This window comes from Pseudomonas sp. NFX98 (assembly GCF_047784845.1).
Lineage (GTDB): Bacteria > Pseudomonadota > Gammaproteobacteria > Pseudomonadales > Pseudomonadaceae > Aquipseudomonas.
Genome location: NZ_JBLNNF010000033.1, coordinates 1 through 20,738, shown reverse-complemented (window position 1 = coordinate 20,738; position 20,738 = coordinate 1). Strand labels below are relative to the sequence as shown.

Here is a 20,738-nt window from a genome sequence, read left to right as displayed (position 1 = left end):
AAAATGGAGTGCCCAATGTCCGACAAAAGCCGCCAGATGACCCCCGAAGAAGCTGCCGAATTTGCCGAACAGGTTTTCAACAAGGCACGCGAGGGCGATGCGGCCATGATGGCTGCACTGCTGAGCAAAGGCCTGCCGCCGAACCTGCGCAATCACAAGGGCGACACCTTGCTGATGCTGGCCGCCTACCACGGCCATGTGGACACCGTGAAAGTCCTGCTTGAACACAAGGCCGATCCGGAAATCCGCAACGACAATGGCCAGAGCCCGATTGCCGGCGCCGCGTTCAAGGGTGACCTGGCGGTGATAAAGGCATTGGTGGAAGGCGGCGCGCAGGTGGAAGGTTCGTCCTTCGATGGCCGCACGGCGCTGATGATGGCGGCGATGTTCAACCGCGTCGACGTCGTCGACTACCTGATCAGCAAGGGCGCCGACCCGAAAGCCAAGGACGCCAATGGCGTTACCGCACTGGATGCCGCCAAGACCTTGGGTGCTGCCGATACCATCGCGCAACTGGAAAAACTGCTGGGCTGATTGGTTTTTAAAAGATCGCAGCCTTCGGCAGCTCCTACATTGGGATGGCGTACACCCGTAGGAGCTGCCGAAGGCTGCGATCTTTTTTGGGCACTTGAATCTATCCTTGCGTTATCCTTCGCGCCCTTAAAATTCCCTCGCTACAGGATCCGCCCCATGAAAGCCGCACTCGTCGAACTCATCAGCAAAATCAGCTCCGGGTGCATGAGCGATGACGAAATCCGGAAAGTCGCTGACGAAGCGTCCCAGGCTTACGCGGATCCTGCGGCTTTTCTGACGGCCAATCCGGACATCAACTACGACGACACTTTCCCGATCCCGCTGGGTGAGTGGGTGGTCGTCGGCAGCCTGCCGGAAACCGTGCTGTTCCAGGCCGACACTTACATGGACCTGTTTGCGCAGATCGTCGACTCGTTCGGCCCGGGCGTAGAGTTCAACCTCAAGCCCAAGCAACTGGCCAAGACCGAAGCCCTGACCGCACTCAATCGCATTCAGGTGCAAATGAGCAGCCTGAACAAGGAAAACGGCGGTTACACGTTGATGAATTTCAGCCAGTTGCTGGATGACGAACTGCAAATGGTTCTGGTCTTCGGCAACGACGTGCCGCGTGTGCTTGAGCTGTGTGCCGAAGTCGGTATTGCTGCCGCGCCTGCCCTGGAAGCCTTGAAAGTGGCAATCCACGTCTGAGACCGTAAAGCTGTCAATAAAAAGGAACCCTCGCCATGGCCGACTATCCTAAGGGTGCATACCACTCTTCGGGAGCGTCACCATGGGTTCCACGTTCAACAGCCTTGTAGGCCTGATCATTCTTGCCCTCGACATCTGGGCAATCATCAATGTGCTGAAAAGTGGCGCCGAAACCGGGATGAAAATCCTCTGGGTGCTGTTGATCCTGCTGCTGCCGGTTCTGGGCCTGATCATCTGGGCGATCGCCGGGCCGCGTGGGAATGTGCGGATCTGACCGATTTCCTGCAAACAACGCCGATCCTGTGGGAGCGGGCTTGCCCGGGAGGCAGACGCTGGGGTTTGTCTGGGACACCGCGGCGATATCTGCGCGGGCAAGCCCGCTCCCACAGGGATTGTGGCAAGCCGATGAAGTGAGGTTCGACCTGTCATGTTCCGCGACGTAGAATGCGCGCCTTTCCCGGGCAATCGAGCTGATCGATTGGCCTTCATGGGCGGGTAACCGTCCGTTGCCACCGCATTCATCGGAGCACTTCCCATGAGCAACATCCCCGCCAGCGATTACCTGGAAACCCTCTACGAAGGCTACGGCCAGCGTTTTCGCATGGAAAAACTGCTGCACGAAGTGCGCACCGAACACCAGCACCTGGTGATTTTCGAAAACCCGCGCATGGGCCGGGTCATGGCGCTGGACGGTGTGATCCAGACCACCGAAGCCGACGAATTCATCTACCACGAAATGCTCACCCACGTGCCGATCCTGGCCCACGGCACCGCCAAGCGCGTGCTGATCATTGGTGGCGGCGATGGCGGCATGCTGCGTGAAGTGGCCAAGCACCGCAGCATCGAGCACATCACCATGGTCGAGATCGACGGCACCGTGGTCGACATGTGCAAGGAATTCCTGCCGAACCACTCCAAAGGTGCGTTCGATGATCCACGCCTGAACCTGGTGATCGACGACGGCATGCGTTTCGTCGCCACCACCACGGAAAAGTTCGACGTGATCATTTCCGACTCCACCGACCCGATCGGTCCGGGCGAAGTGCTGTTTTCGGAAAATTTCTACCAGGCCTGCCGCCGCTGCCTGAATGAAGGCGGCATTCTGGTGACCCAGAACGGCACACCGTTCATGCAGATCGAAGAAGTGAAGACCACCGCCGGTCGCCTGCGCAGCCTGTTCCCGGACTGGCACTTCTATCAGGCCGCTGTGCCGACCTACATCGGCGGATCGATGACCTTCGCCTGGGGCGCAACCAATACCGCTTATCGCAAGCTGTCCCGCGAAACCCTGCAACAGCGCTTCGCCGGCAGCGGCATCGTCACTCGCTACTACAACCCGGAAATCCACATCGGCGCCTTCGCCTTGCCGCAGTACGTGCTGCAAGCTGTGGGCAAGCCAAGCAACGACTGATCAGCAATCGGTAGCAGCTGGCGCAGCCTGCGTCCGGCTGCGCAGCAGTCGTGAATCAACCAGCGCGGTCTTGCAATGAGACCGCGTGCCCCGTGTTACGGCTGCTTCGCAGCCGGACGCAGGCTGCGCCAGCTGCTACAGTTTTCTTTCTTCTTGACCACCTTGATCCAGCGGAACGATTAGCCAGCTAATCAGGTCGAGATAGAGGTAAGCCCATTTGCGGGTTTGATCGAGGAGGCTCTGATGTCAAAGTGGAAAGTCACTTTCGTGGATGATCACGGTGAAACCATCGACGAAGTCTTCGAGTGTGAGGAATGCCCGAGTCATGAGCAGGCCGCCAAACTTATCAAGGAACGACTCCTTCCTGTCGCCGCAAAACTGGATCTGAACGATCTGGAAGGGCGAACCGCCGATGCCGGCGTCAAAAACCTCAAAACCCAGAACAGCATACAAATCCGCAGCATCACGCCAATCTGAACACCTCCTGTCACATTCACAACCAGACCTTGGCAGCGGCTCTATCTTGGGGCTACTCTGCAATCGAGATCAGCGAATGGATCGCTAAGGTCTGGTCTTGTCAGCTCCATGCTTGTTTCCCGTCGGCACATCGGTTGCCGAACGCCCGCGACCTTGGGTTGCGCGCGCAGGGAGTACGGAAAGTCTATCCATCAGTTTGAGGAGGACGTTTCATGAGCACAGCCTATCAAGAAGACATCAGCAGCAGCGTGCTGCGCCGCATGAAAGAAGGCGGTTTTGACTTTTCACGATTCCATCCCATCGAGTTCTACGCCATTTTCCCGGACGAGGAGCGGGCACGCAGGGCGGCACGTCAATTCCATCATGGTGAATCCCTGAATGCGCAAATCAGCGTACGCGACGACGGCGCCTGGGCGCTGGAACTGAGCAAAGTGATGTACGCCACTTACGATGACATCGGCGATTTCGAACAGGGTTTCGAAGCGGTGGTCGAGCCATTGGGCGGCATCATTGAAGGCTGGGGTGTCAAACAGGAGGTACGAGGGCGACTCGCATAAACTTATGAACAGTAACAATCGTCAATAACGGCTGACCTTCGGGTTGGCCGTTTTCGTTTGTGGATGCTGAAAATCAAAAGATCGCAGCCTGCGGCAGCTCCTACATTTGAATGGCGTACAACCTGTAGGAGCTGCCGCAGGCTGCGATCTTTTGACGTTGCTTTATTTCCCGATATTTCGCGAAGACAAAAAAAACCGCCCAAAACGGGCGGCTAAAAGGGAAGTTCGGTCAGCTTTTCAGCGAATGAACGGATTATCCCCAGCGTTAACCGGGCAGTGAAATCAACTCTGACTATGCTGGTGATAGGCAACAACATTGCCTTGCAATGAAGCGGGGGCGATCAGGTTGGGGCGTTTGCCGCACAGGATTGGTGCGGTGCGTGTGTATTGATTATTCAACCGATTGAAATCAAAGCGTTTATGCCGATGGCACGGGCCTTGCGAAGGTCTGTATGTCCGGGTGACAAGGAGTACGGCATGATCCGCACCTATTTTGATGAGATGTACGATGCCGGCGGCCAGGTCCGCCCGCATTATCGGGAGTTTGCCCGTTGGCTGGCCGAAACGCCTGACGAGCTTTTGGCACAACGGCGACGCGAGGCCGATCTGTTATTTCATCGCGCCGGGATTACGTTCACGCTCTACGGTGATGAGCAGGGGACAGAGCGCCTGATTCCCTTCGACACCATCCCGCGCAGCATCCCCGCCAGTGAATGGCGCGTGGTCGAACGCGGCTGCATCCAGCGAGTCAAGGCGTTGAACATGTTCCTCGCCGACCTCTACCACGAACAACGCATCATCAAGGCCGGGATCATTCCCGCCGAACAGGTGCTGGCCAACGAGCAATATCAGTTGGCGATGCAAGGGCTGGATTTGCACCGCGATATTTACTCGCACATCTCCGGCGTCGATCTGGTGCGCGACGGCGACGGCACGTACTACGTGCTCGAAGACAACCTGCGCACACCGAGCGGCGTCAGCTACATGCTCGAAGACCGCAAGATGATGATGCGTTTGTTCCCCGAGTTGTTCGCGGCGCAGCGCATCGCTCCCATCGACCACTATCCGAACTTGTTGCTCGATACCCTGAAAAGCTCCAGCCCTATCGACAACCCCAGCGTAGTGGTGCTGACGCCGGGGCGTTTCAACAGTGCGTTCTTTGAACATGCGTTTCTGGCGCGGGAAATGGGTGTGGAACTGGTCGAAGGCGCGGACCTGTTCGTGCGTGACGACAAGGTCTTCATGCGCACCACTGACGGGCCGAAAGCCGTCGATGTGATCTACCGGCGTCTTGATGATGCGTTCCTCGATCCGTTGGCGTTCAACCCGGATTCGATGCTCGGTGTGCCAGGGCTGCTGTCGTCTTACCGCTCTGGCAACGTGGTGCTGGCCAATGCCATTGGCACAGGTGTGGCGGACGACAAGTCGGTGTATCCGTTCGTCACCGACATGATCCGTTTCTATCTGGATGAAGAGCCGATCCTCCAGAACGTTCCCACGTGGCAGTGTCGCAATCCTTCTGAACTTTCCCACGTGCTGGCCAATCTGCCGGAACTGGTGGTCAAGGAAACCCAAGGCTCCGGCGGCTACGGCATGTTGGTGGGGCCGGCGGCGACGGCGGCGGAAATCGAAGCGTTCCGTGCGCGGATCATCGCCAAGCCCCATGCCTACATCGCGCAACCGACGCTGTCGCTGTCGACCTGTCCGACTTTTGTCGAAAACGGCATCGCGCCGCGCCATATCGACCTGCGTCCATTTGTATTGTCTGGCCGCGAAACCCGGGTCGTGCCCGGCGGTTTGACCCGTGTCGCCCTGCGCGAAGGCTCCCTGGTGGTGAACTCCTCCCAGGGCGGCGGAACCAAGGACACCTGGGTGGTCGAGGATTGAAGGAAGCCTGTCATGCTAAGTAGAACTGCCTCGGATTTGTATTGGATGTCGCGTTACCTGGAGCGGGCGGAAAACCTCGCGCGGATGCTCGACATCAGTTACTCGCTGTCGCTGATGCCACAGGATGGCCGCGGTAACGGCCTGCATGAACTGGCGATGCCGCTTTTGATCACCGGCACCCTGGATGATTACCTCGAACGCCACGGCGAACTGCATGCCGAACGGCTGTTGCATTTCTTCGCCCTGGACGCGGCCAACCCGGCGAGTATCTACAGCTGCCTCGGTGCGGCGCGGGCCAGTGCCCACGCGGTGCGGGGGCGAATCACTGCCGACATGTGGGAAAACATCAACGCCACCTGGCTGGAAATTCGCGGCATCGCCGAACAAGGCCTCAGCCGCTACGGCATGAGCCGTTTCTGCGAGTGGATCAAGGAACGTTCGCACCTGTTCCGTGGCGCCTCCTACGGCACCATCATGCGTAACGACGCCTTCCGCTTCATTCGCCTCGGGACGTTCATCGAAAGAGCCGACAACACGTTGCGTCTGCTCGATGCCCGCTACGAAATGGCCGGCGATCAGGCCGAAGCCGTCAGCGATGGAACGGCTCACGCCTATTACCAATGGAGTGCCTTGCTGCGAGCGCTCTCATCCTTCGAGGCCTACACCGAAATCTACCGTGACGCCCCCGGCGCACGGCATGTGGCGGAATTGCTGCTGCTTCGCGCTGATGTGCCGCGCTCCCTGCGCGCCTGCACCGAAGAAATCGACCAGATCCTTGCGCAATTGCCGGGCGCCAACGGCCGACCGGCGCAACGCTTGGCGGCGGAAATGGACGCACGCCTGCGCTACACCGGCATCAACGAAATTCTCGACGAAGGCCTGCACGCCTGGCTGACCGAGTTCATCCCGCTGGTGCGCCAGTTGGGCAACGCGATTCACAGTTCATACCTGGAGGCTGCATGAGACTTTCCATTAGCCACGAGACCACCTATCACTACGAAGATCAGGTGCGGGCGAGCATCCAGTACCTGCGACTGACACCCCACGACAGCGAGCGCCAACACGTGCTCAGCTGGCAGCTCGACTTGCCGCGCCCGGTGCGCGCGCAACTCGATCCGTTCGGCAACATCCTGCATGTGCTGACCATGGACGAGCCGCACGAGGCGATCATCATCGGCGCCCGTGGCCAGGTCGACATTGATGAATTGCGCGAAGCCGAACACGAGAGCCAGTCGTCATTGCCGTTCCTGCGCTTCACTCGCCTGACCGAAGCCGACGCTGCACTGCGCGCATTCGCCGAGAAGGAGTGCAAGCAGCGTCGCGATCGCACCGCGTTGATCGACTTGATGCACGGCCTGAACCAGCACATGACCTATACGCCGGGGGCCACCGAAGTGGATACCAGCGCTGCGCAGGCTTTCGCCGGGCGTTCGGGTGTGTGCCAGGACCACACTCACGCGTTCCTCGCTTGCGCCCGCAGCTTGGGCATTCCGGCGCGTTACGTGTCGGGGTATCTGTATAGCGAGAACAGCGAACACCTGGCCAGTCATGCCTGGGCTGAAGCCTGGCTGGACGACGCCTGGTACAGCTTCGACGTGACCAATGAGCTCGCGCGGCCCGAGCGACATCTGAAGTTGGCGGTGGGTCTGGATTACCTGGATGCCTGCCCGGTACGGGGCATGCGCCGGGGTGGCGGGTGTGAACAGATGCACGCCAAGGTCTTCGTGACCCCGACGCCGGCGCCGGTGATTTCAGTGCAGCAGCAGTAATCTGACTGATCACCCCTGTAGGAGCTGCCGCAGGCTGCGATCTTTTGATCTTTTTTTTAATATCAAAATCAAAAGATCGCAGCCTGCGGCAGCTCCAGGGAATCCCGTGTCAGGGCTTAACCTTGCGCCCAACCATATGCTTCAAATACCCCACCAACATCCCCAGATCCTCCTCCGGCAGCACTTCAGCCGAGAACCCTGGCATCTTCGCCTGCGGCCACTGGCGCAAACTCTGCGGATCGCGAATGTAGCGCTTGAGGAAATCCGTGCCGAAGTACTCGGTCGGGTTGTACGGAATATTCAGGTCCGGCCCGAACTGTGAATCCCCGGCACCGTTCAACCGATGGCACGCCAGGCAGTTCTTCTGGAACAGCGCAAACCCCTTGTTCACCGGGTCATCGGCTTTCAATGCAGGATCGGGCAGCAGGGCAGGGAAGCGCGCGGCCACCGGCGCCATGCGTTTGATGCTGGCGACTTCGAACGGCCATTGTTCCGGACTGATGTTGCCTGCCCGTGGATCGGTCCAGACCAGATAAAACGGCCCGGCGCTGTGTTTACCCTCTGACAGCGGCGGCCAGGGCTTGGCCGGGTCTTCGATGGCCAGCCAGGCGCGTGCGCCCTGGGTGTTGAGCAGTGGCGAAGCCGACAATTCGGCGGCAAAACCATCAAGCGCCACGGCTTGCAGGTGATCGTCGGGCTGAATGCCGGTCAACAGTGCGGCCAGGGGCACGGCGCGGTAGCTCATGTCCCGTTTGTAGGAAACGTCATTGGCAATGGTGATGGTCTGGATCTGAGGGTGCTGGAGCAACTCCTCGGTCTGCCAGGTGCGACTGCTCGCGCCCAGCTCAAGGTTCAGCTGTGCGGCATAAAGGGGCGTGCCGAGCAGCAAGGCCCCAAACAGAATGAGCGTTTTCAAATAATCGCCGTCCATGTCGTGGAAGTGCCGTAAAGGTTGGCACAGCCACGCTGGCCCGGGTAGCGAGCCAGTCACATTTTTAACGTGGCGATTTAAATCCCTGGAACCGTATTTTATGGACCGACTAGCCGATCACCTTGGTCAGGTTCGGCAAAATCAACAACAGTGTGGTGGCGAATAGAATGAGTCCGGCTTGACGAACTTTCGATTGTTTGAACATGGCTGACCGCCTTCTTTTTGTTATTTCCTGATGCCTGCCTGCCCATCTCCATGACGGCAAACGTTGCACTTCCTGTAGGACGAGCGCCTCGGCAAAACCCGACGACAACTTCGTACACCTTCACCTTAGAGCCCGCGTCACGCTTGGTTTAGATCCATTTAGTATGGTGCTCTCGCAGGATGCTATTAAAAAGGCATGAGGCCTATTGCCAGCTTCTTGGGCGGCCTTTTGCTAGACACCTGCGTGTCCTGAACCGGTTCACCGGGCCGTAGATGACCGTCCGTCTGAGCGTGTCCGTCAACGCCGATGAGCGCTGCGGTCATTGAATCCATTGCGCTCTGGCCCAAGAGTGAGGGCAGTGTTTTTACCCACCTGCACTGCGGTTCGAGGACGTCATGACCCAAGCTTTGATTTTCGACGCATTACGCACGCCCCGTGGCAAAGGCAAGGCCGATGGCGCCTTGCACAGCGTCAAACCGGTGAACCTGGTGGCGGGGCTGCTCACGGCGCTGCAACAGCGAACCGCCCTCGATACCAGCCAGGTCGATGACGTTGTGCTCGGCTGCGTAACGCCCATCGGCGATCAAGGCTCGGACATCGCCAAAACGGCGACTCAGGTGGCCGATTGGGATGTCAGCGTCGCCGGGGTGCAGATCAATCGTTTCTGCGCATCGGGGCTGGAGGCGGTGAACCTTGGCGCGATGAAAGTCCGCTCCGGTTTCGAAGACCTGGTGGTGGTCGGCGGCGTCGAGTCCATGTCACGAGTGCCTATGGGTAGCGACGGCGGGGCATGGGCGCTGGACCCGGAAACCAATCTGCACAGCCATTTCACGCCGCAAGGCGTGGGCGCCGACCTGATCGCCACGCTCGAAGGCTTCAGCCGTCAGGACGTCGATGCCTACGCGTTGCACTCGCAACAAAAAGCCGCACGGGCGCGAGCCGACGGTTCGTTCAACAAGTCGCTGGTGCCGGTACAGGATCAGAACGGCATCATCCTGCTCGATCACGATGAGTTCATTCGCGCCGAATCGACCCTGGAAGGCCTGGGCAAGCTCAAGCCGAGTTTTGAAATGATCGGGCAAATGGGTTTCGACGCCACTGCGCTGCGGGTCTACAGCCATGTCGAGCGGATCAACCATGTCCACACCCCCGGCAACAGTTCCGGGATCGTCGACGGCGCGGCGTTAATGCTGATCGGCTCGGAAGCCAAGGGCCGGGCGCTGGGCCTGCAACCACGGGCACGAATCGTCGCTACGGCGGTGACCAGCACTGACCCGACCATCATGCTCACCGGCCCCGCGCCGGCCACCCGCAAAGCATTGGCCAAGGCCGGGCTGCGGGTCGAAGACATCGACCTGTTCGAAGTCAACGAGGCTTTCGCTTCCGTGGTGTTGAAGTTCATCAAGGACATGGCCGTCGACCCGACAAAGGTCAACGTCAACGGCGGCTCCATCGCCATGGGCCACCCGCTGGGCGCGACCGGTTGCGCGATTCTCGGCACCCTGCTCGATGAACTGGAAAACCGGCGCCTGCGCTATGGCCTCGCGACCTTGTGTGTCGGCGGCGGCATGGGCATTGCCACCATCATCGAACGCCTCTGAGCCCGGACTTCAAGGAACCTGTTTATGAGCCAAGCCATTCGTTACGAAAAAGGCCAGGACCAGATCGTCGTCCTGACCATCGACATGCCGGGCCAGAGCGCCAACACCATGAACGCGGTGTACCGCGAGGCCATGGCTGACTGTGTCGCCCGTCTTGTAGCCGACAAGGACAGCATCGCTGGCGTCGTCATCACCTCGGCCAAGAAAACCTTCTTCGCCGGCGGCGACCTCAATGAGCTGATCAAGGTCGGCAAACCCGAAGCCAAAGCCTTTTACGACATGGTGCTGACCCTCAAGGGGCAACTGCGTACCCTGGAAACCCTCGGCAAACCGGTGGTCGCGGCGATCAACGGCGCGGCCCTCGGCGGCGGCTGGGAAATCTGTCTGGCCTGCCATCACCGGGTGGCGCTGGACAATCCGTCGGTGCAACTCGGCCTGCCGGAAGTGACCCTTGGCCTGTTGCCGGGCGGCGGCGGAGTGGTGCGCATGGTGCGCATGCTCGGCCTCGAAAAAGCCCTGCCGTACTTGCTCGAAGGCAAGAAAGTTCGGCCACAGCAGGCGTTGCAGGCGGGATTGATCGACGAACTGGCGGTGGATCGTGATGAGCTGCTGGCCAAGGCGCGAGCGTGGATTATTGCCAATCCGACGGCTGTGCAGCGTTGGGATGTGAAGGGCTATCAGATTCCCGGTGGCACGCCATCGAATCCGAAAGTTGCACAAATGCTGGCGATTGCGCCGGCCATCCTGCGCAGTAAAACCCAAGGCACGATGCCTGCTCCCGAGAAAATCCTGTGTGCGGCGGTCGAGGGGGCACAGGTTGATTTCGACACCGCGCACTTGATCGAAACCCGCTACTTCACCGAATTGACCACCGGCCAGGTCTCGAAAAACCTGATCGGCACCTTCTGGTTCCAGCTCAACGAAATCAATGCCGGTGGTTCTCGCCCTCAGAGCTTCGCACCTCATGTGACGAAGAAAGTCGGCGTGCTCGGTGCCGGGATGATGGGCGCGGGCATCGCGTTTGTCAGTGCTTCGGCCGATATCGACGTGGTGCTCAAGGACGTCAATCTCGCGGCAGCCGAGAAGGGCAAGGCGCACTCGGCGGCGCTATTGGACAAGCAAGTCGCTCGCGGCCAAATGAGCATTGAGCAGCGAGAAGCCGTGCTCGCACGCATTCATCCCACTGAAAACGATGCCGACCTGGCGGGCTGCGACCTGATCATTGAAGCGGTGTTTGAAGACCGTGAACTGAAGGCCAAGGTCTCTTTGGCAGCGCAAAAAATAGTCGGCGCGGACGCGGTGATCGCCTCCAATACTTCGACACTACCGATCAGCGGACTGGCGTCGGCCGTACCGGACCAAAGCAAATTCATCGGCCTGCATTTCTTCAGCCCCGTGGAAAAAATGCCGTTGGTGGAAATCATCAAGGGCGCCAATACCAGCGATGAAACCCTGGCTCGCGGGTTCGACTTCGTCCTGCAAATCAAGAAAACCCCGATTGTGGTCAACGACAGCCGTGGTTTCTTCACGTCGCGGGTGTTCGGCACGTTCACCAACGAAGGCATCGCCATGTTGGGCGAAGGCGTGAGTGCGCCGATGATCGAGACCGAAGCGCGCAAGGCCGGTATGCCTGTCGGGCCTCTGGCAATCTCTGACGAAGTTTCCCTCAGCCTGATGAGCCATATCCGCCAGCAAACCGCCAAAGACCTTCAGGCAGAAGGGAAACCGCTGATTGAGCACCCGGCGTTTGCCGTGATTGACTTGTTGCTCAACGAATACAAGCGTCCGGGCAAGGCTGCCGGAGGTGGTTTCTACGAATACCCGGCCGGCGGTCAAAAGCATTTATGGCCGGAACTGAAAACCCGCTTTGAAAAGGCTGACGGACAGATCTCGGCAAATGATGTGCGTGATCGCCTGCTGTTCGTGCAAGCCATCGAAACCGTGCGCTGCGTGGAGGAGGGCGTGCTGACCTCGACGGCGGATGCCAACGTCGGTTCGATCTTCGGCATCGGCTTCGCCGCCTGGACCGGCGGTGCGCTGCAGTTCATCAATCAGTACGGGGTCAAGGACTTCGTCGCCCGCGCCCAGTATCTGGCTGGGCAATACGGCGAGCGCTTCGCGCCACCGGCGCTGCTGTTGGAGAAGGCTGCCAAAGGGGAGGCGTTCTAAGGGACAACTGACGCACCGTGGGGCTTGCCTTGATACCGTGTTTCAAGGCAGGCTCTGGGGTGTGCATTATTCCCATCACGTGTCAGGTATTTTTTATGTCGTTACGCATCTGCATTCTGGAAACCGACAACCTGCGTCCGGAATTGGTCGACCAATATCAGGGCTACGGGCAGATGTTCAAGCACCTGTTTTCGCAGCAACCCATCGCCGCTGAATTCACCATTTACAATGTCGTGCAGGGTGACTATCCAAGCGATGACCTGACCTTCGACGCCTACCTGGTCACCGGCAGCAAGGCCGATTCCTTCGGTACTGACCCGTGGATCGAAACTCTCAGGAAATATCTGCTGACCCGCTACGAGCGTGGCGACAAGCTGCTGGGCGTGTGTTTCGGCCATCAGTTGTTGGCGCTGTTGCTGGGCGGCAAGAGCGAGCGGGCGACCCAGGGCTGGGGCGTCGGCACTCACAGTTACAAACTCGCGGCCAAGGCGCCGTGGATGAGCCCGGTGCGCGAAGAGCTGACCCTGTTGATCAGCCACCAGGATCAGGTTACGGCGCTGCCGGAAAACGCCACGGTCATTGCCTCCAGCGATTTCTGTCCGTTCGCCGCGTACCACATCAACGATCAGGTTCTGTGCTTCCAGGGCCACCCGGAATTCATCCATGACTATTCCCGTGCCTTGCTGGAAATTCGTCAGCAAGTGCTCGGTGAACAGATCTACTCGAAAGGCATCGCCAGCTTGGGCAGTGAGCACCACGGGACCACGGTGGCCGAGTGGATGATGCGGTTTGTGGCGCACAAGCCAGAAACCGTTTAATCAGCTAACACCTCACTCCCACGGGCATATCGCAATACCTGTGGGAGCGTGGCTTGCCCGCGATCGAGTGCGAAACAATCGCTGGGATTTAAAGCCAACCCGACTTCTTGAAACTCGCCCACAAACCCACACAGCCCACCGTAATAAACCCCAGCACCGCGAAATACCCGTAATGCCAGGTCAGCTCGGGCATGTTCTGGAAGTTCATCCCATAAATCCCCGCCACCGCCGTCGGAAACGCCAGAATCGCCGCCCACGCGGCAAATTTGCGCTGCACCACGCTCTGACGTGACGCCTCCAGCAACACCCCGACCTCGATGGTCTGGCTGGCGATATCGGCCAGGGTCGTCAGGTCTTCCATTTGCCTCGTCACATGAATCTGCACATCGCGGAAATACGGGCGCATGTTCTTGTCGATGAACGGAAAACTGAGCTTTTGCAGTTCCTCGCCGATTTCCACCATGGGCGCTGCAAATCGACGCAAGCGCAAGACATCGCGGCGCAGGCTGTGGAGTTTTTGAATGTCGCGTTCATTCAGGGAGCCGCACATGACGTTGCGTTCCAGCTCGTCGATTTCGGCGTGGATCGCTTCACCCATGGGCTGGTAGTTCTCGATCACGAAATCGAGGATGGCATAGAGTACGAAATCTTCCCCGTGCTCCAGCAACAGCGGACGTGCCTCACAGCGCTGGCGAACGTAGGCGTAGGACGCCGAATGACCGTTGCGTGCGGTAATGATGTAGCCGTTACCGGCAAAAATATGGGTTTCGATGAACTTGAGTTTGCCGTCTTCGCGTATTGGCGAATACGTGACGATGAACAGCGCATCGCCGAAGGTTTCAAGCTTTGGCCGGCTGTGTTTTTCCAGGGCGTCTTCAATGGCCAGTTCATGCAGGTTGAACTGTCGTTGCAGATTGAACAGTTCCTCTGCATTCGGCTCTTCGAGGCCGATCCAGACAAAGTGGCCAGGCTTTGCCGCCCAGGCCGCGCCTTCGTCGAGGGTGATATTGGTGACTTTCTTTCCAGCGCTGTAAACCGCAGCAGCAACAACTCTACCCATAATCTTGGTTCACTTCTTATTGGCAGCTTCGAATTGGCAAATGGCCGTGGCAGGCAGTGTTCAGCTTAGCCTTCTCTGCTGCTTGAGAGTCAGTGAAATCTGCGCAGTTCACTGGCAAAAGAAAACCCGCACAGGGCGGGTTTCTTTCAAGCGGCTTGCAGTTGCCGGTCCATTGAAGCGATGCATTCACGCATCTGTTCGCGGCATTGGGCAATCAGCATCGGCATGTCATCGAGGCTTAGGCCCACAGTAGGAATCGCCGGCAACGAGCGAATCAGAATTTTCCCACTGCGCCAGCGGTTCAATCGCATGTGTTTGACGTAACTGCTGACACACACCGGCACGATCGGCACGCCTGCTGCGATGGCCATCTGGAAAGCACCTTTCTTGAACGGCAACAACTCTTCGCCCAGATTGCGCGTGCCTTCCGGGAACACCCAGATCGAGGTGTCTTCGTTTTGCAGGGTATGGGTGGTGGTCAACATCGACTGACGGGCCTTCTGCGCGTTCCCCCGGTCAATCAACACGTTACCGGCGAGCCAGAACAACTGACCGAACAGTGGCACCCACTTCAGGCTCTTCTTGCCGATGCACACGGTGCGGCGGGGCACGACGTTGCCGAATACAAACAAATCGTAGTTGGATTGGTGGTTGGCGATGATCACGCAGCTGTCGGGTTTATCCATTAACGGCCCGACATCGGCCTTCACGCGCAAACGCAAAATGCACATCGCCGGCCATGCGTAGAGGCGTGCGCACAAACGACTGTTGTCCGGATTGAACGGGCGACAGACGCCGAGAATCACACCCAGCACACCTGCCAAAATAAAGTGCAGGCCCATCAATGACATACGTAAAGCGAAGAGCATTTTCAGGCCCCACCGGGACAAAAGGTGGCGCAGTGTACGGATGTGCACTGTTTTCGGCAATTGCCACTAAAGAGGCGGGAGATAGCCGATGTTTAAGCACATGTTTCCGACTGAGGGGTCAGACGCGTTCTAGAGCGGTTGCAGGCTTTTCATCGCCGTACGTACGAAAAAGCCCGACACGACGGTCGGGCTTCTCACTAGCGTAGCTTTGGGCTTAACCCAAATGCTCCTGATCCTGGATGATTGCGTTGTCCAGGGTATCCAGCAACGCTTTGCGGACTTTCAGCTTGGTGTTCTTGTGAGCGGTCATGTTGATCTTCTTCAACTGACGCGCCGCTGCCAAGGCTGCACCTTGCAGCTCTTCGGCCGAAACCACCACGTCGAGGAAACCGGCATCCACCGCGCTTTGCGGGTTAAACATCTCGCCATTGATCACCGAACGGTGGAATGCCGACTTGCGCAGGCGATCACGGGCCAGCTCGATACCGGCGTGGTGCATCGTCATGCCGATCTGCACTTCGTTCAGACCGATGCTGAACGGGCCGTCGACACCGATGCGGTAGTCGGCCGACAACAGCAGAAACGCGCCCTTGGCCACGGCATGGCCGGGGCAAGCGACAATCACCGGGAACGGATGCGACAACAGGCGACGGGCCAGCGTCGAGCCGGACGTGACCAGCGCCACGGCTTCTTTCGGGCCGGAGGTCATCACTTTCAAATCGTACCCGCCCGAGAGAATCCCAGGCGTACCGGTAATGATCACCACTGCACGATCAGTGACCGCCTGATCCAGCGCAGCGTTAAACGCCGAAATCACATCTGGAGAAATGGCATTGACCTTGCCGTTGCTCAAGGTCAGGGTCGCGATACCGTCTTCGAGATGGTAGGAAATCAACTCACTCATGACGCTATTCCTTTCAATAAAGTTGGGCAGAAGTTACCCACCGCCACAGGCCAGGTAAAGCGCCGTGACTGACCCGCCAGTCACCCTTTCCCTGCCCGGCAAGCGTAGCTCGCCACGCCAGCGGCGAATTGCCCTCTATATAGAAGCCGGCGCGAAGCCGGAGATTGGCCGGTTTGCCATGTCCTTGAGCAAGGGCATTCTGCTAATCGCGTTAACCGCATGAAAATTCTGAAAAAAATGTTTGCCATCAGAAAAGCTTTCGACTACATTAGCGCGCCTCGACAGACAGAACATGTTTGAAGAGATACGGTGAAGTGTCCGAGTGGCTTAAGGAGCACGCCTGGAAAGTGTGTATACAGGAAACTGTATCGAGAGTTCGAATCTCTCCTTCACCGCCAAATTCGATGTAAACAAAACCCCTGGTTTCGAAAGAAGCCAGGGGTTTTGTTGTTTCTGGTGCTTGAAATTCCTGGGCGACTGCATGTTTATGGCGCCCGGTGTTTAATGCACGGGCTCACTTTCTGAAAAACAAGGAAATCCAATGATCACGACCACAACCCATTCGGTCGAAGGCCGTCAGATTACGGCTTATCTGGACATCGTCAGCGCCGAGTCGGTGCAGGGGGTCAACGTCATCCGCGATATGTTCGCCGGGATGCGGGATATTTTCGGTGGGCGTTCGCAGACGCTGGAGCGTGCGTTGAAGGAAGCGCGTGAGCAGGCCACTGACGAGATCAAGGAACGGGCGCGAGCACTTCAGGCGGACGCGGTGGTGGGCCTCGATTTCGAGATCAGCATGCCTGCCGGCAAGGGCGGGATGGTGGTGGTATTTGTGACCGGGACGGCGGTCAAGTTGCGCTGATCCTATGGGTCCATTCGTCGGGCTTTGGATAATCCGAACGGCAAGTCCAGTAATGACCGGCTAGTCTCAAAATCCTTGGTGATCGATATTATTTCGGGCAAATAGGGCTTGCCGGTGTCGATCCCGTTTTTGAGAGGGGTGATGAGATGGCTGATCCGTATATCGAGGACGACGGCGCAGAGTTTCCGATCAACAATTACGTGCAGTGCGGCCAGACTGAATATGTGGCGAGTTTCGGCGAGGATCAGACCGAGGTCGACAAGATCAAGACCCGGGCGTGCCGGGTGCTGAAGGGGAAATTCCTTCCCAAGGTATCGGCCCCGGTCAAGAAGTAATGGACCTGCAATCGAACCCCGTCATCGAACGGGGTTTTTTGTGCGCGATGGATTATGTGAATGAATATTTAACCCAAATGAATTTCACAAAGTTTTCACAAGGCCCTGCGTAGGCTCAACTCATCCGTTAGAAGCAACACCCTGCCCGTTCCCCAGCGGGCTTTTTTTTGCCTGCGATAAAACCTTTTCCATAAACGCTGTCCAACCGTCGCCAACAACGAGGTTGAGCGCGCGCATGTCTGGACTTTTTCTCCTCTAAAGCATTCAATCTCGCCCCTTTTGTTTACACCCCTATTTTTTGAGGTTTTTGTCATGCGTTTCACACTGCCTGCTCTGGTTCTGGGTCTTCTGGTTGCACAAGGTGCAATGGCTGGCGACGGCACTGCCGCCATTGGTGGCGGTTTGGGCGGTGCGCTGGGTAACGTTGTGGGCCAGAGCATGGGCGGCAGCACCGGTGCAGCCATTGGTGCTGGTGTAGCTGGCGCAGCAGGCAGTGCCGTTGCTGCCAAAAAAGGCCACCGTACCAGCGCTGCCATCGGCGGTGGCGTTGGCGCTGCCGGTGGTTCGGTGATCGGCAACAGCCTGGGCGGCAAGACCGGCTCGACTATTGGTGCAGGCCTGGGTGGCGCACTGGGCGGCGGCGTCGGCAGCAACCTGGCCAAAGGTCACAAGCGTCACTGATCAGATTGATTTAGAAGAGCCCGGCTAAATGCCGGGCTTTTTCGTTGTTGAACGTTTCTCGGGGCATCGCCTCAAATCTTGCATACCCCTGAAGAAGTGAGACATGCCATGAGCCCGAAAACCAATGCAACTGCTCGACGTTTGACGTTCCCAGCATTTGTTTTTGGATTGTTCCTCTCTCAATTGGCCATGGCGGCCGGCGACGGTACTGCGGCGGTCGGCGGTGGTCTGGGCGGCGCGCTGGGTAACGTGGTCGGTGGACAAATGGGTGGCAGCACAGGTGCGGCGATTGGCGCTGGTGTCGGCGGTGCGGCCGGTAGCGCGGTTGGCGCGCCCAAGGGCAGCCGCACAGAAGCGGCGGTGGGCGGTGGCCTGGGCTCGGCGGGTGGCTCCGTGATCGGCAATAGCCTCGGTGGCTCCACGGGTTCGACTATTGGTGCAGGCCTCGGTGGGGCGGCGGGTGGTGCAGTCGGCAACAATTTGGGAAGCGACAACGGTAGCTCCCATTCCGGTGGCGGTCATAAACACAAGAACAAGCATAAAAACAAACATCACTGATTCTGTTGCAGTTATACATCCTGGCTAAGTGAGGTACACCATGACCCCGGAAACCGAAGGCAAGGAACAAAAAGGTCCGAGCGGGCTGCCATTCATCAACGATCCCGGCAATGAAGACCCGGGTTCCTTGATGGATGACGCGACAGTGCCGCTCAACGATTCCGATGATGCAGGTGATGTCGGAAACCTTGAGTTTGAAGAAGAGGATGAGGACGTAGACGGAGAAGACGGCTGATTGAATTTCCTGGGTGAGTTAACCGGTTGTCTTCCTGATCGAACCCCCACGTTGCACCTTTCTCGAAAGATCAGGGCCTGCCTTTCAGGCTCTTTGAGAGGTGCACGATGAATGCTGACCCGAAAGACTCTGACATTGACGATACCCCGGAATATCCGTTGCCTTCACCGACTGACCCCTTGAGTCGAGACCAACGTCCACCTGACGACGATGCGGGTGTCGAGCAGGTTCCCAACGACGACGTGAAGCGTACTGATGTTGAGGCAACCCCGGAAGATCCGGATATAGCCGGCAAGGATTGCTCCGGCGAACCCAGTTGAATCGCCCTGTGTCGAACTGCCGCTCGTCGATTGAGCGGCACCCTTGAAAAGTGACTGCTGCCAGAAGTCAGGTAAGCAACTTTTAAAGGAGACTCGTCATGAACAGGTCAACATTGACTGCTTTGACGGTGGCCGGATTGTTGTCGCTGAGTTCATTTGCGGCGTATTCCGGCAGCGACGCACCCGTCGATAAGGGCGGGATGCCGCCGTCTACTGAAATGAATGCGGGCTCTGGGTCCGATAACGCATTGCCTCCTGGGTCGATTGGTGGTGGGAATGGTGGTGATGCAAACGGGAGCAGCACCAGCCCGGGGTCAGGAAGTGGATCCATGAGTGGTGGGAGTTCGATGGGGAGCGGCTCTGGGAGTGGGTCTGGAGGATCAGGTAGTTCGGAGGGGAGTGGTGGGACTTCGGGGAGTGCAGACGGAAAGACGGGTGGTTAGTTTGATATGGATTATGAGTTTTTCGAGCCCGGCTGTTGCTGGGCTTTTTTAGTGTTGTAGGGGGGCGTAACTCGACCTCTAGCACCCATGTTAGGGCGCTAGCCGCAGCTCACGCACATTCTGCTTATTGCTTCAAAGAGTTAATCCAGCATTGGTAGAAATCCCTTTGTTGCTGAATATCATTTGTGATGTCTGCTTCTTCATAGTCGAAAATGTTAATCGAATCCTCCGACTCGCTTGGTCTTCCAAGATGAAGCTCATAGGCCACTAACCCGGCAGACATTTGTGATGACATTCTCGATGGATGAACGTTGAGTTTGGCTCCCTTGCATAAGAATTTTGTTTCTGGAAAGTCGGCTCGTAAGAGCCCGAGGCACTCATACAGATCTTGAGCTGTGTAAGTTCTGCGTAAGCCATTTTCCATAACGAAGGTTAGCGTTCGCTTTTGTCGGTCGCATTCGATCACAGCCCTCTGTCTTATCCCATGGGTTGTTGTCGGTATTTCTATTGTTTTCATGGCCACTTCCTATGCGGGTTTGGGATTGAATAACCTTCGTAGCTGCCATCGGCACGTACAGGGGTGACGCCGAGAATATCTTTGCTCTCTACCCCTCCCGGCATAGCAATTTCAACCTCTCTCTTGTGAGGTGAAAGAACGCCGAGCTTTTTGTTTACATCTATCCCACGAATATTTTTTATTGCATAAACGAACCCGTCTTCAAACCCGTGACCGGTTGCAAATTTTATAGCCTCCGTTTCGGAGGTGGAGGTACTGACAAAAAAGCTTGGAGGGTTTCGGTTATCCCGTGCGTGTAAAAAGATATCCATACTCTCTCCTAAAGGTTCAAATCCGGCTTCAAAAATCTCCCAAGACTCTCGTGAGTCTCCCCGATACAAGTAACGATTTTTTGGGGATGGAGAGGGCGCATTGGGCTCTCCATCATCAACCTTAGCGCCAGCAACCCCATCCGGCGCCGAGCAACCCGGCTTATTCGCCCCCGGACAATTCCCACTTAACCCCAACGGATCCACCCACCCCGTCGGATTCGGCGTGTACTGATACTGGTTCAGTCCTCCCGCCAGCTTCACCGGATCCGGCGTCAGGTAACGTCCGGTATCCGGGTGGTAATAGCGATGGCGGTTGTAGTGCAAGCCGCTTTCGGCGTCGAAGTACTGGCCCTGGAAGCGCAATGGCTGCTCAAGCTGTTCGCCGCCGCCGTGGGTGATTTGGCTGACTTTGCCGTACGCGGTGTATTTCGCTGACCAGACGATTTCGCCGCCGTAGTCGGTGAGTTCCAGCGGGGTGCCGAGGTGGTCGAGTTGGTAATAAAACGGACAGGCTTTTCTTGGGCCTTTGCCGTCGAGCAGGGCCAGCGGGCGGAAACTGCCCGGTTCGTAGAGGTAGCTGCGGTAGTGGTTGGGGCT

General features: G+C 57.9%; 25 protein-coding genes and 1 tRNA gene. 20 read left to right on the top strand and 6 right to left on the bottom strand.

Annotated features, from left to right (window positions below; all coding sequences use genetic code 11):
- Nucleotides 1-15 precede the first annotated feature (15 nt).
- The 9 genes from ACM110_RS29075 (at nt 16) to ACM110_RS29035 (ending at nt 7,322) form a co-directional block, all read left to right on the top strand.
- Nucleotides 16-534 carry an ankyrin repeat domain-containing protein gene (locus ACM110_RS29075; protein ID WP_338585489.1) on the top strand — a complete coding sequence of 173 codons (519 nt, stop codon included), beginning with the start codon at nt 16-18 and terminating at the stop codon, nt 532-534.
- Between the two features lie 156 nt (nt 535-690).
- The gene (locus ACM110_RS29070) at nt 691-1,221 is read left to right on the top strand and encodes a hypothetical protein (RefSeq protein ID WP_416130500.1); all 531 of its coding nucleotides are present in this window, start codon (nt 691-693) and stop codon (nt 1,219-1,221) included.
- A gap of 82 nt (nt 1,222-1,303) precedes the next feature.
- Nucleotides 1,304-1,495 carry a PLDc N-terminal domain-containing protein gene (locus ACM110_RS29065; RefSeq protein ID WP_223487614.1) on the top strand — a complete coding sequence of 64 codons (192 nt, stop codon included), beginning with the start codon at nt 1,304-1,306 and terminating at the stop codon, nt 1,493-1,495.
- Between the two features lie 261 nt (nt 1,496-1,756).
- On the top strand, nt 1,757-2,632 hold the full coding sequence (gene speE / locus ACM110_RS29060; protein WP_338585492.1) for a polyamine aminopropyltransferase: 876 nt from the start codon (nt 1,757-1,759) through the stop codon (nt 2,630-2,632).
- A gap of 243 nt (nt 2,633-2,875) precedes the next feature.
- A complete protein-coding gene (locus ACM110_RS29055; RefSeq protein WP_338585493.1) occupies nt 2,876-3,109 on the top strand; it encodes a hypothetical protein in 234 nt (77 codons plus the stop codon).
- 212 nt (nt 3,110-3,321) lie between these two features.
- Nucleotides 3,322-3,666 (top strand): ribonuclease E inhibitor RraB, encoded by a 345-nt coding sequence (locus ACM110_RS29050; RefSeq protein ID WP_338585494.1) that lies wholly within the window; start codon nt 3,322-3,324, stop codon nt 3,664-3,666.
- Nucleotides 3,667-4,143: 477 nt separating this feature from the next.
- Nucleotides 4,144-5,553, top strand: a complete 1,410-nt coding sequence (locus tag ACM110_RS29045) for a circularly permuted type 2 ATP-grasp protein (RefSeq protein ID WP_338585495.1) — start codon at nt 4,144-4,146, stop codon at nt 5,551-5,553.
- A 12-nt stretch (nt 5,554-5,565) separates the two neighbouring features.
- Nucleotides 5,566-6,516 carry an alpha-E domain-containing protein gene (locus ACM110_RS29040; protein ID WP_175390617.1) on the top strand — a complete coding sequence of 317 codons (951 nt, stop codon included), beginning with the start codon at nt 5,566-5,568 and terminating at the stop codon, nt 6,514-6,516.
- Complete coding sequence (locus ACM110_RS29035) at nt 6,513-7,322, top strand: transglutaminase family protein (RefSeq protein ID WP_338585497.1); 810 nt, start codon at nt 6,513-6,515, stop codon at nt 7,320-7,322. The genes ACM110_RS29040 and ACM110_RS29035 overlap by 4 nt, the downstream gene beginning before the upstream one ends.
- A gap of 109 nt (nt 7,323-7,431) precedes the next feature.
- On the opposite strand, the gene ACM110_RS29030 is transcribed toward ACM110_RS29035, so the two are convergent.
- A complete protein-coding gene (locus ACM110_RS29030) occupies nt 7,432-8,253 on the bottom strand; it encodes a c-type cytochrome (RefSeq protein WP_416130499.1) in 822 nt (273 codons plus the stop codon).
- A 600-nt stretch (nt 8,254-8,853) separates the two neighbouring features.
- Between ACM110_RS29030 and ACM110_RS29025 the strand changes: the two genes are divergently transcribed.
- From ACM110_RS29025 to ACM110_RS29015, 3 genes are all read left to right on the top strand, one after another.
- Nucleotides 8,854-10,059, top strand: a complete 1,206-nt coding sequence (locus ACM110_RS29025; protein ID WP_416130498.1) for an acetyl-CoA C-acetyltransferase — start codon at nt 8,854-8,856, stop codon at nt 10,057-10,059.
- Between the two features lie 24 nt (nt 10,060-10,083).
- Nucleotides 10,084-12,228, top strand: a complete 2,145-nt coding sequence (locus ACM110_RS29020; RefSeq protein WP_416130497.1) for a 3-hydroxyacyl-CoA dehydrogenase NAD-binding domain-containing protein — start codon at nt 10,084-10,086, stop codon at nt 12,226-12,228.
- Nucleotides 12,229-12,323: 95 nt separating this feature from the next.
- Nucleotides 12,324-13,046 (top strand): amidotransferase, encoded by a 723-nt coding sequence (locus ACM110_RS29015; protein WP_416130496.1) that lies wholly within the window; start codon nt 12,324-12,326, stop codon nt 13,044-13,046.
- A gap of 88 nt (nt 13,047-13,134) precedes the next feature.
- Here ACM110_RS29015 and ACM110_RS29010 read toward each other — a convergent pair whose 3' ends face one another.
- The 3 genes from ACM110_RS29010 to ACM110_RS29000 form a co-directional block, all read right to left on the bottom strand.
- On the bottom strand, nt 13,135-14,106 hold the full coding sequence (locus ACM110_RS29010; protein WP_338585503.1) for a magnesium and cobalt transport protein CorA: 972 nt from the start codon (nt 14,104-14,106) through the stop codon (nt 13,135-13,137).
- A 146-nt stretch (nt 14,107-14,252) separates the two neighbouring features.
- A complete protein-coding gene (locus ACM110_RS29005) occupies nt 14,253-14,975 on the bottom strand; it encodes a lysophospholipid acyltransferase family protein (RefSeq protein WP_416130495.1) in 723 nt (240 codons plus the stop codon).
- Between the two features lie 214 nt (nt 14,976-15,189).
- Nucleotides 15,190-15,879 carry a crotonase/enoyl-CoA hydratase family protein gene (locus ACM110_RS29000; RefSeq protein WP_416130494.1) on the bottom strand — a complete coding sequence of 230 codons (690 nt, stop codon included), beginning with the start codon at nt 15,877-15,879 and terminating at the stop codon, nt 15,190-15,192.
- A 64-nt stretch (nt 15,880-15,943) separates the two neighbouring features.
- Here ACM110_RS29000 and ACM110_RS28995 point away from each other — a divergent pair, with 64 nt between their 5' ends.
- The 8 genes from ACM110_RS28995 (at nt 15,944) to ACM110_RS28960 (ending at nt 18,870) form a co-directional block, all read left to right on the top strand.
- Nucleotides 15,944-16,102 (top strand): hypothetical protein, encoded by a 159-nt coding sequence (locus ACM110_RS28995; RefSeq protein ID WP_416130493.1) that lies wholly within the window; start codon nt 15,944-15,946, stop codon nt 16,100-16,102.
- Nucleotides 16,103-16,187: 85 nt separating this feature from the next.
- A tRNA-Ser gene (locus tag ACM110_RS28990) sits at nt 16,188-16,277 on the top strand.
- A 143-nt stretch (nt 16,278-16,420) separates the two neighbouring features.
- Nucleotides 16,421-16,741: a YbjQ family protein gene (locus ACM110_RS28985; RefSeq protein WP_416130492.1), complete on the top strand. Its 321-nt coding sequence runs from the start codon at nt 16,421-16,423 to the stop codon at nt 16,739-16,741.
- A 146-nt stretch (nt 16,742-16,887) separates the two neighbouring features.
- Nucleotides 16,888-17,076, top strand: a complete 189-nt coding sequence (locus ACM110_RS28980) for a hypothetical protein (protein WP_416130491.1) — start codon at nt 16,888-16,890, stop codon at nt 17,074-17,076.
- Between the two features lie 312 nt (nt 17,077-17,388).
- The gene (locus tag ACM110_RS28975) at nt 17,389-17,757 is read left to right on the top strand and encodes a hypothetical protein (protein WP_034150136.1); all 369 of its coding nucleotides are present in this window, start codon (nt 17,389-17,391) and stop codon (nt 17,755-17,757) included.
- 108 nt (nt 17,758-17,865) lie between these two features.
- Nucleotides 17,866-18,315 carry a glycine zipper domain-containing protein gene (locus tag ACM110_RS28970; protein WP_416130490.1) on the top strand — a complete coding sequence of 150 codons (450 nt, stop codon included), beginning with the start codon at nt 17,866-17,868 and terminating at the stop codon, nt 18,313-18,315.
- Nucleotides 18,316-18,355: 40 nt separating this feature from the next.
- Nucleotides 18,356-18,550, top strand: a complete 195-nt coding sequence (locus tag ACM110_RS28965; protein WP_416130489.1) for a hypothetical protein — start codon at nt 18,356-18,358, stop codon at nt 18,548-18,550.
- A gap of 107 nt (nt 18,551-18,657) precedes the next feature.
- Nucleotides 18,658-18,870: a hypothetical protein gene (locus ACM110_RS28960; RefSeq protein ID WP_416130488.1), complete on the top strand. Its 213-nt coding sequence runs from the start codon at nt 18,658-18,660 to the stop codon at nt 18,868-18,870.
- Between the two features lie 567 nt (nt 18,871-19,437).
- Here the strand turns inward: ACM110_RS28960 and ACM110_RS28955 are convergent.
- Both ACM110_RS28955 and ACM110_RS28950 read right to left on the bottom strand, forming a co-directional pair.
- Entirely contained in the window at nt 19,438-19,830 is a 393-nt protein-coding gene (locus tag ACM110_RS28955; RefSeq protein WP_416130487.1) for a hypothetical protein, read from the bottom strand.
- Nucleotides 19,827-20,738: RHS repeat-associated core domain-containing protein (locus ACM110_RS28950; RefSeq protein WP_416130486.1), on the bottom strand; the 912-nt coding region annotated here is incomplete at its 5' end. The genes ACM110_RS28955 and ACM110_RS28950, both read right to left, overlap by 4 nt.

Excerpts from the sequence above, each read along its gene's own strand:
- ACM110_RS29075 (WP_338585489.1), top strand. The coding sequence starts at position 16 with ATGTCCGACAAAAGCCGCCAGATGACCCCCGAAGAAGCTGCCGAATTT.
- ACM110_RS29070 (WP_416130500.1), top strand. The coding sequence starts at position 691 with ATGAAAGCCGCACTCGTCGAACTCATCAGCAAAATCAGCTCCGGGTGC.
- ACM110_RS29065 (WP_223487614.1), top strand. The coding sequence starts at position 1,304 with ATGGGTTCCACGTTCAACAGCCTTGTAGGCCTGATCATTCTTGCCCTC.
- speE (WP_338585492.1), top strand. The coding sequence starts at position 1,757 with ATGAGCAACATCCCCGCCAGCGATTACCTGGAAACCCTCTACGAAGGC.
- ACM110_RS29055 (WP_338585493.1), top strand. The coding sequence starts at position 2,876 with ATGTCAAAGTGGAAAGTCACTTTCGTGGATGATCACGGTGAAACCATC.
- ACM110_RS29050 (WP_338585494.1), top strand. The coding sequence starts at position 3,322 with ATGAGCACAGCCTATCAAGAAGACATCAGCAGCAGCGTGCTGCGCCGC.
- ACM110_RS29045 (WP_338585495.1), top strand. The coding sequence starts at position 4,144 with ATGATCCGCACCTATTTTGATGAGATGTACGATGCCGGCGGCCAGGTC.
- ACM110_RS29040 (WP_175390617.1), top strand. The coding sequence starts at position 5,566 with ATGCTAAGTAGAACTGCCTCGGATTTGTATTGGATGTCGCGTTACCTG.
- ACM110_RS29035 (WP_338585497.1), top strand. The coding sequence starts at position 6,513 with ATGAGACTTTCCATTAGCCACGAGACCACCTATCACTACGAAGATCAG.
- ACM110_RS29030 (WP_416130499.1), bottom strand. The coding sequence starts at position 8,253 with ATGGACGGCGATTATTTGAAAACGCTCATTCTGTTTGGGGCCTTGCTG.
- ACM110_RS29025 (WP_416130498.1), top strand. The coding sequence starts at position 8,854 with ATGACCCAAGCTTTGATTTTCGACGCATTACGCACGCCCCGTGGCAAA.
- ACM110_RS29020 (WP_416130497.1), top strand. The coding sequence starts at position 10,084 with ATGAGCCAAGCCATTCGTTACGAAAAAGGCCAGGACCAGATCGTCGTC.
- ACM110_RS29015 (WP_416130496.1), top strand. The coding sequence starts at position 12,324 with ATGTCGTTACGCATCTGCATTCTGGAAACCGACAACCTGCGTCCGGAA.
- ACM110_RS29010 (WP_338585503.1), bottom strand. The coding sequence starts at position 14,106 with ATGGGTAGAGTTGTTGCTGCTGCGGTTTACAGCGCTGGAAAGAAAGTC.
- ACM110_RS29005 (WP_416130495.1), bottom strand. The coding sequence starts at position 14,975 with ATGCTCTTCGCTTTACGTATGTCATTGATGGGCCTGCACTTTATTTTG.
- ACM110_RS29000 (WP_416130494.1), bottom strand. The coding sequence starts at position 15,879 with ATGAGTGAGTTGATTTCCTACCATCTCGAAGACGGTATCGCGACCCTG.
- ACM110_RS28985 (WP_416130492.1), top strand. The coding sequence starts at position 16,421 with ATGATCACGACCACAACCCATTCGGTCGAAGGCCGTCAGATTACGGCT.
- ACM110_RS28980 (WP_416130491.1), top strand. The coding sequence starts at position 16,888 with ATGGCTGATCCGTATATCGAGGACGACGGCGCAGAGTTTCCGATCAAC.
- ACM110_RS28975 (WP_034150136.1), top strand. The coding sequence starts at position 17,389 with ATGCGTTTCACACTGCCTGCTCTGGTTCTGGGTCTTCTGGTTGCACAA.
- ACM110_RS28970 (WP_416130490.1), top strand. The coding sequence starts at position 17,866 with ATGAGCCCGAAAACCAATGCAACTGCTCGACGTTTGACGTTCCCAGCA.
- ACM110_RS28965 (WP_416130489.1), top strand. The coding sequence starts at position 18,356 with ATGACCCCGGAAACCGAAGGCAAGGAACAAAAAGGTCCGAGCGGGCTG.
- ACM110_RS28960 (WP_416130488.1), top strand. The coding sequence starts at position 18,658 with ATGAATGCTGACCCGAAAGACTCTGACATTGACGATACCCCGGAATAT.
- ACM110_RS28955 (WP_416130487.1), bottom strand. The coding sequence starts at position 19,830 with ATGAAAACAATAGAAATACCGACAACAACCCATGGGATAAGACAGAGG.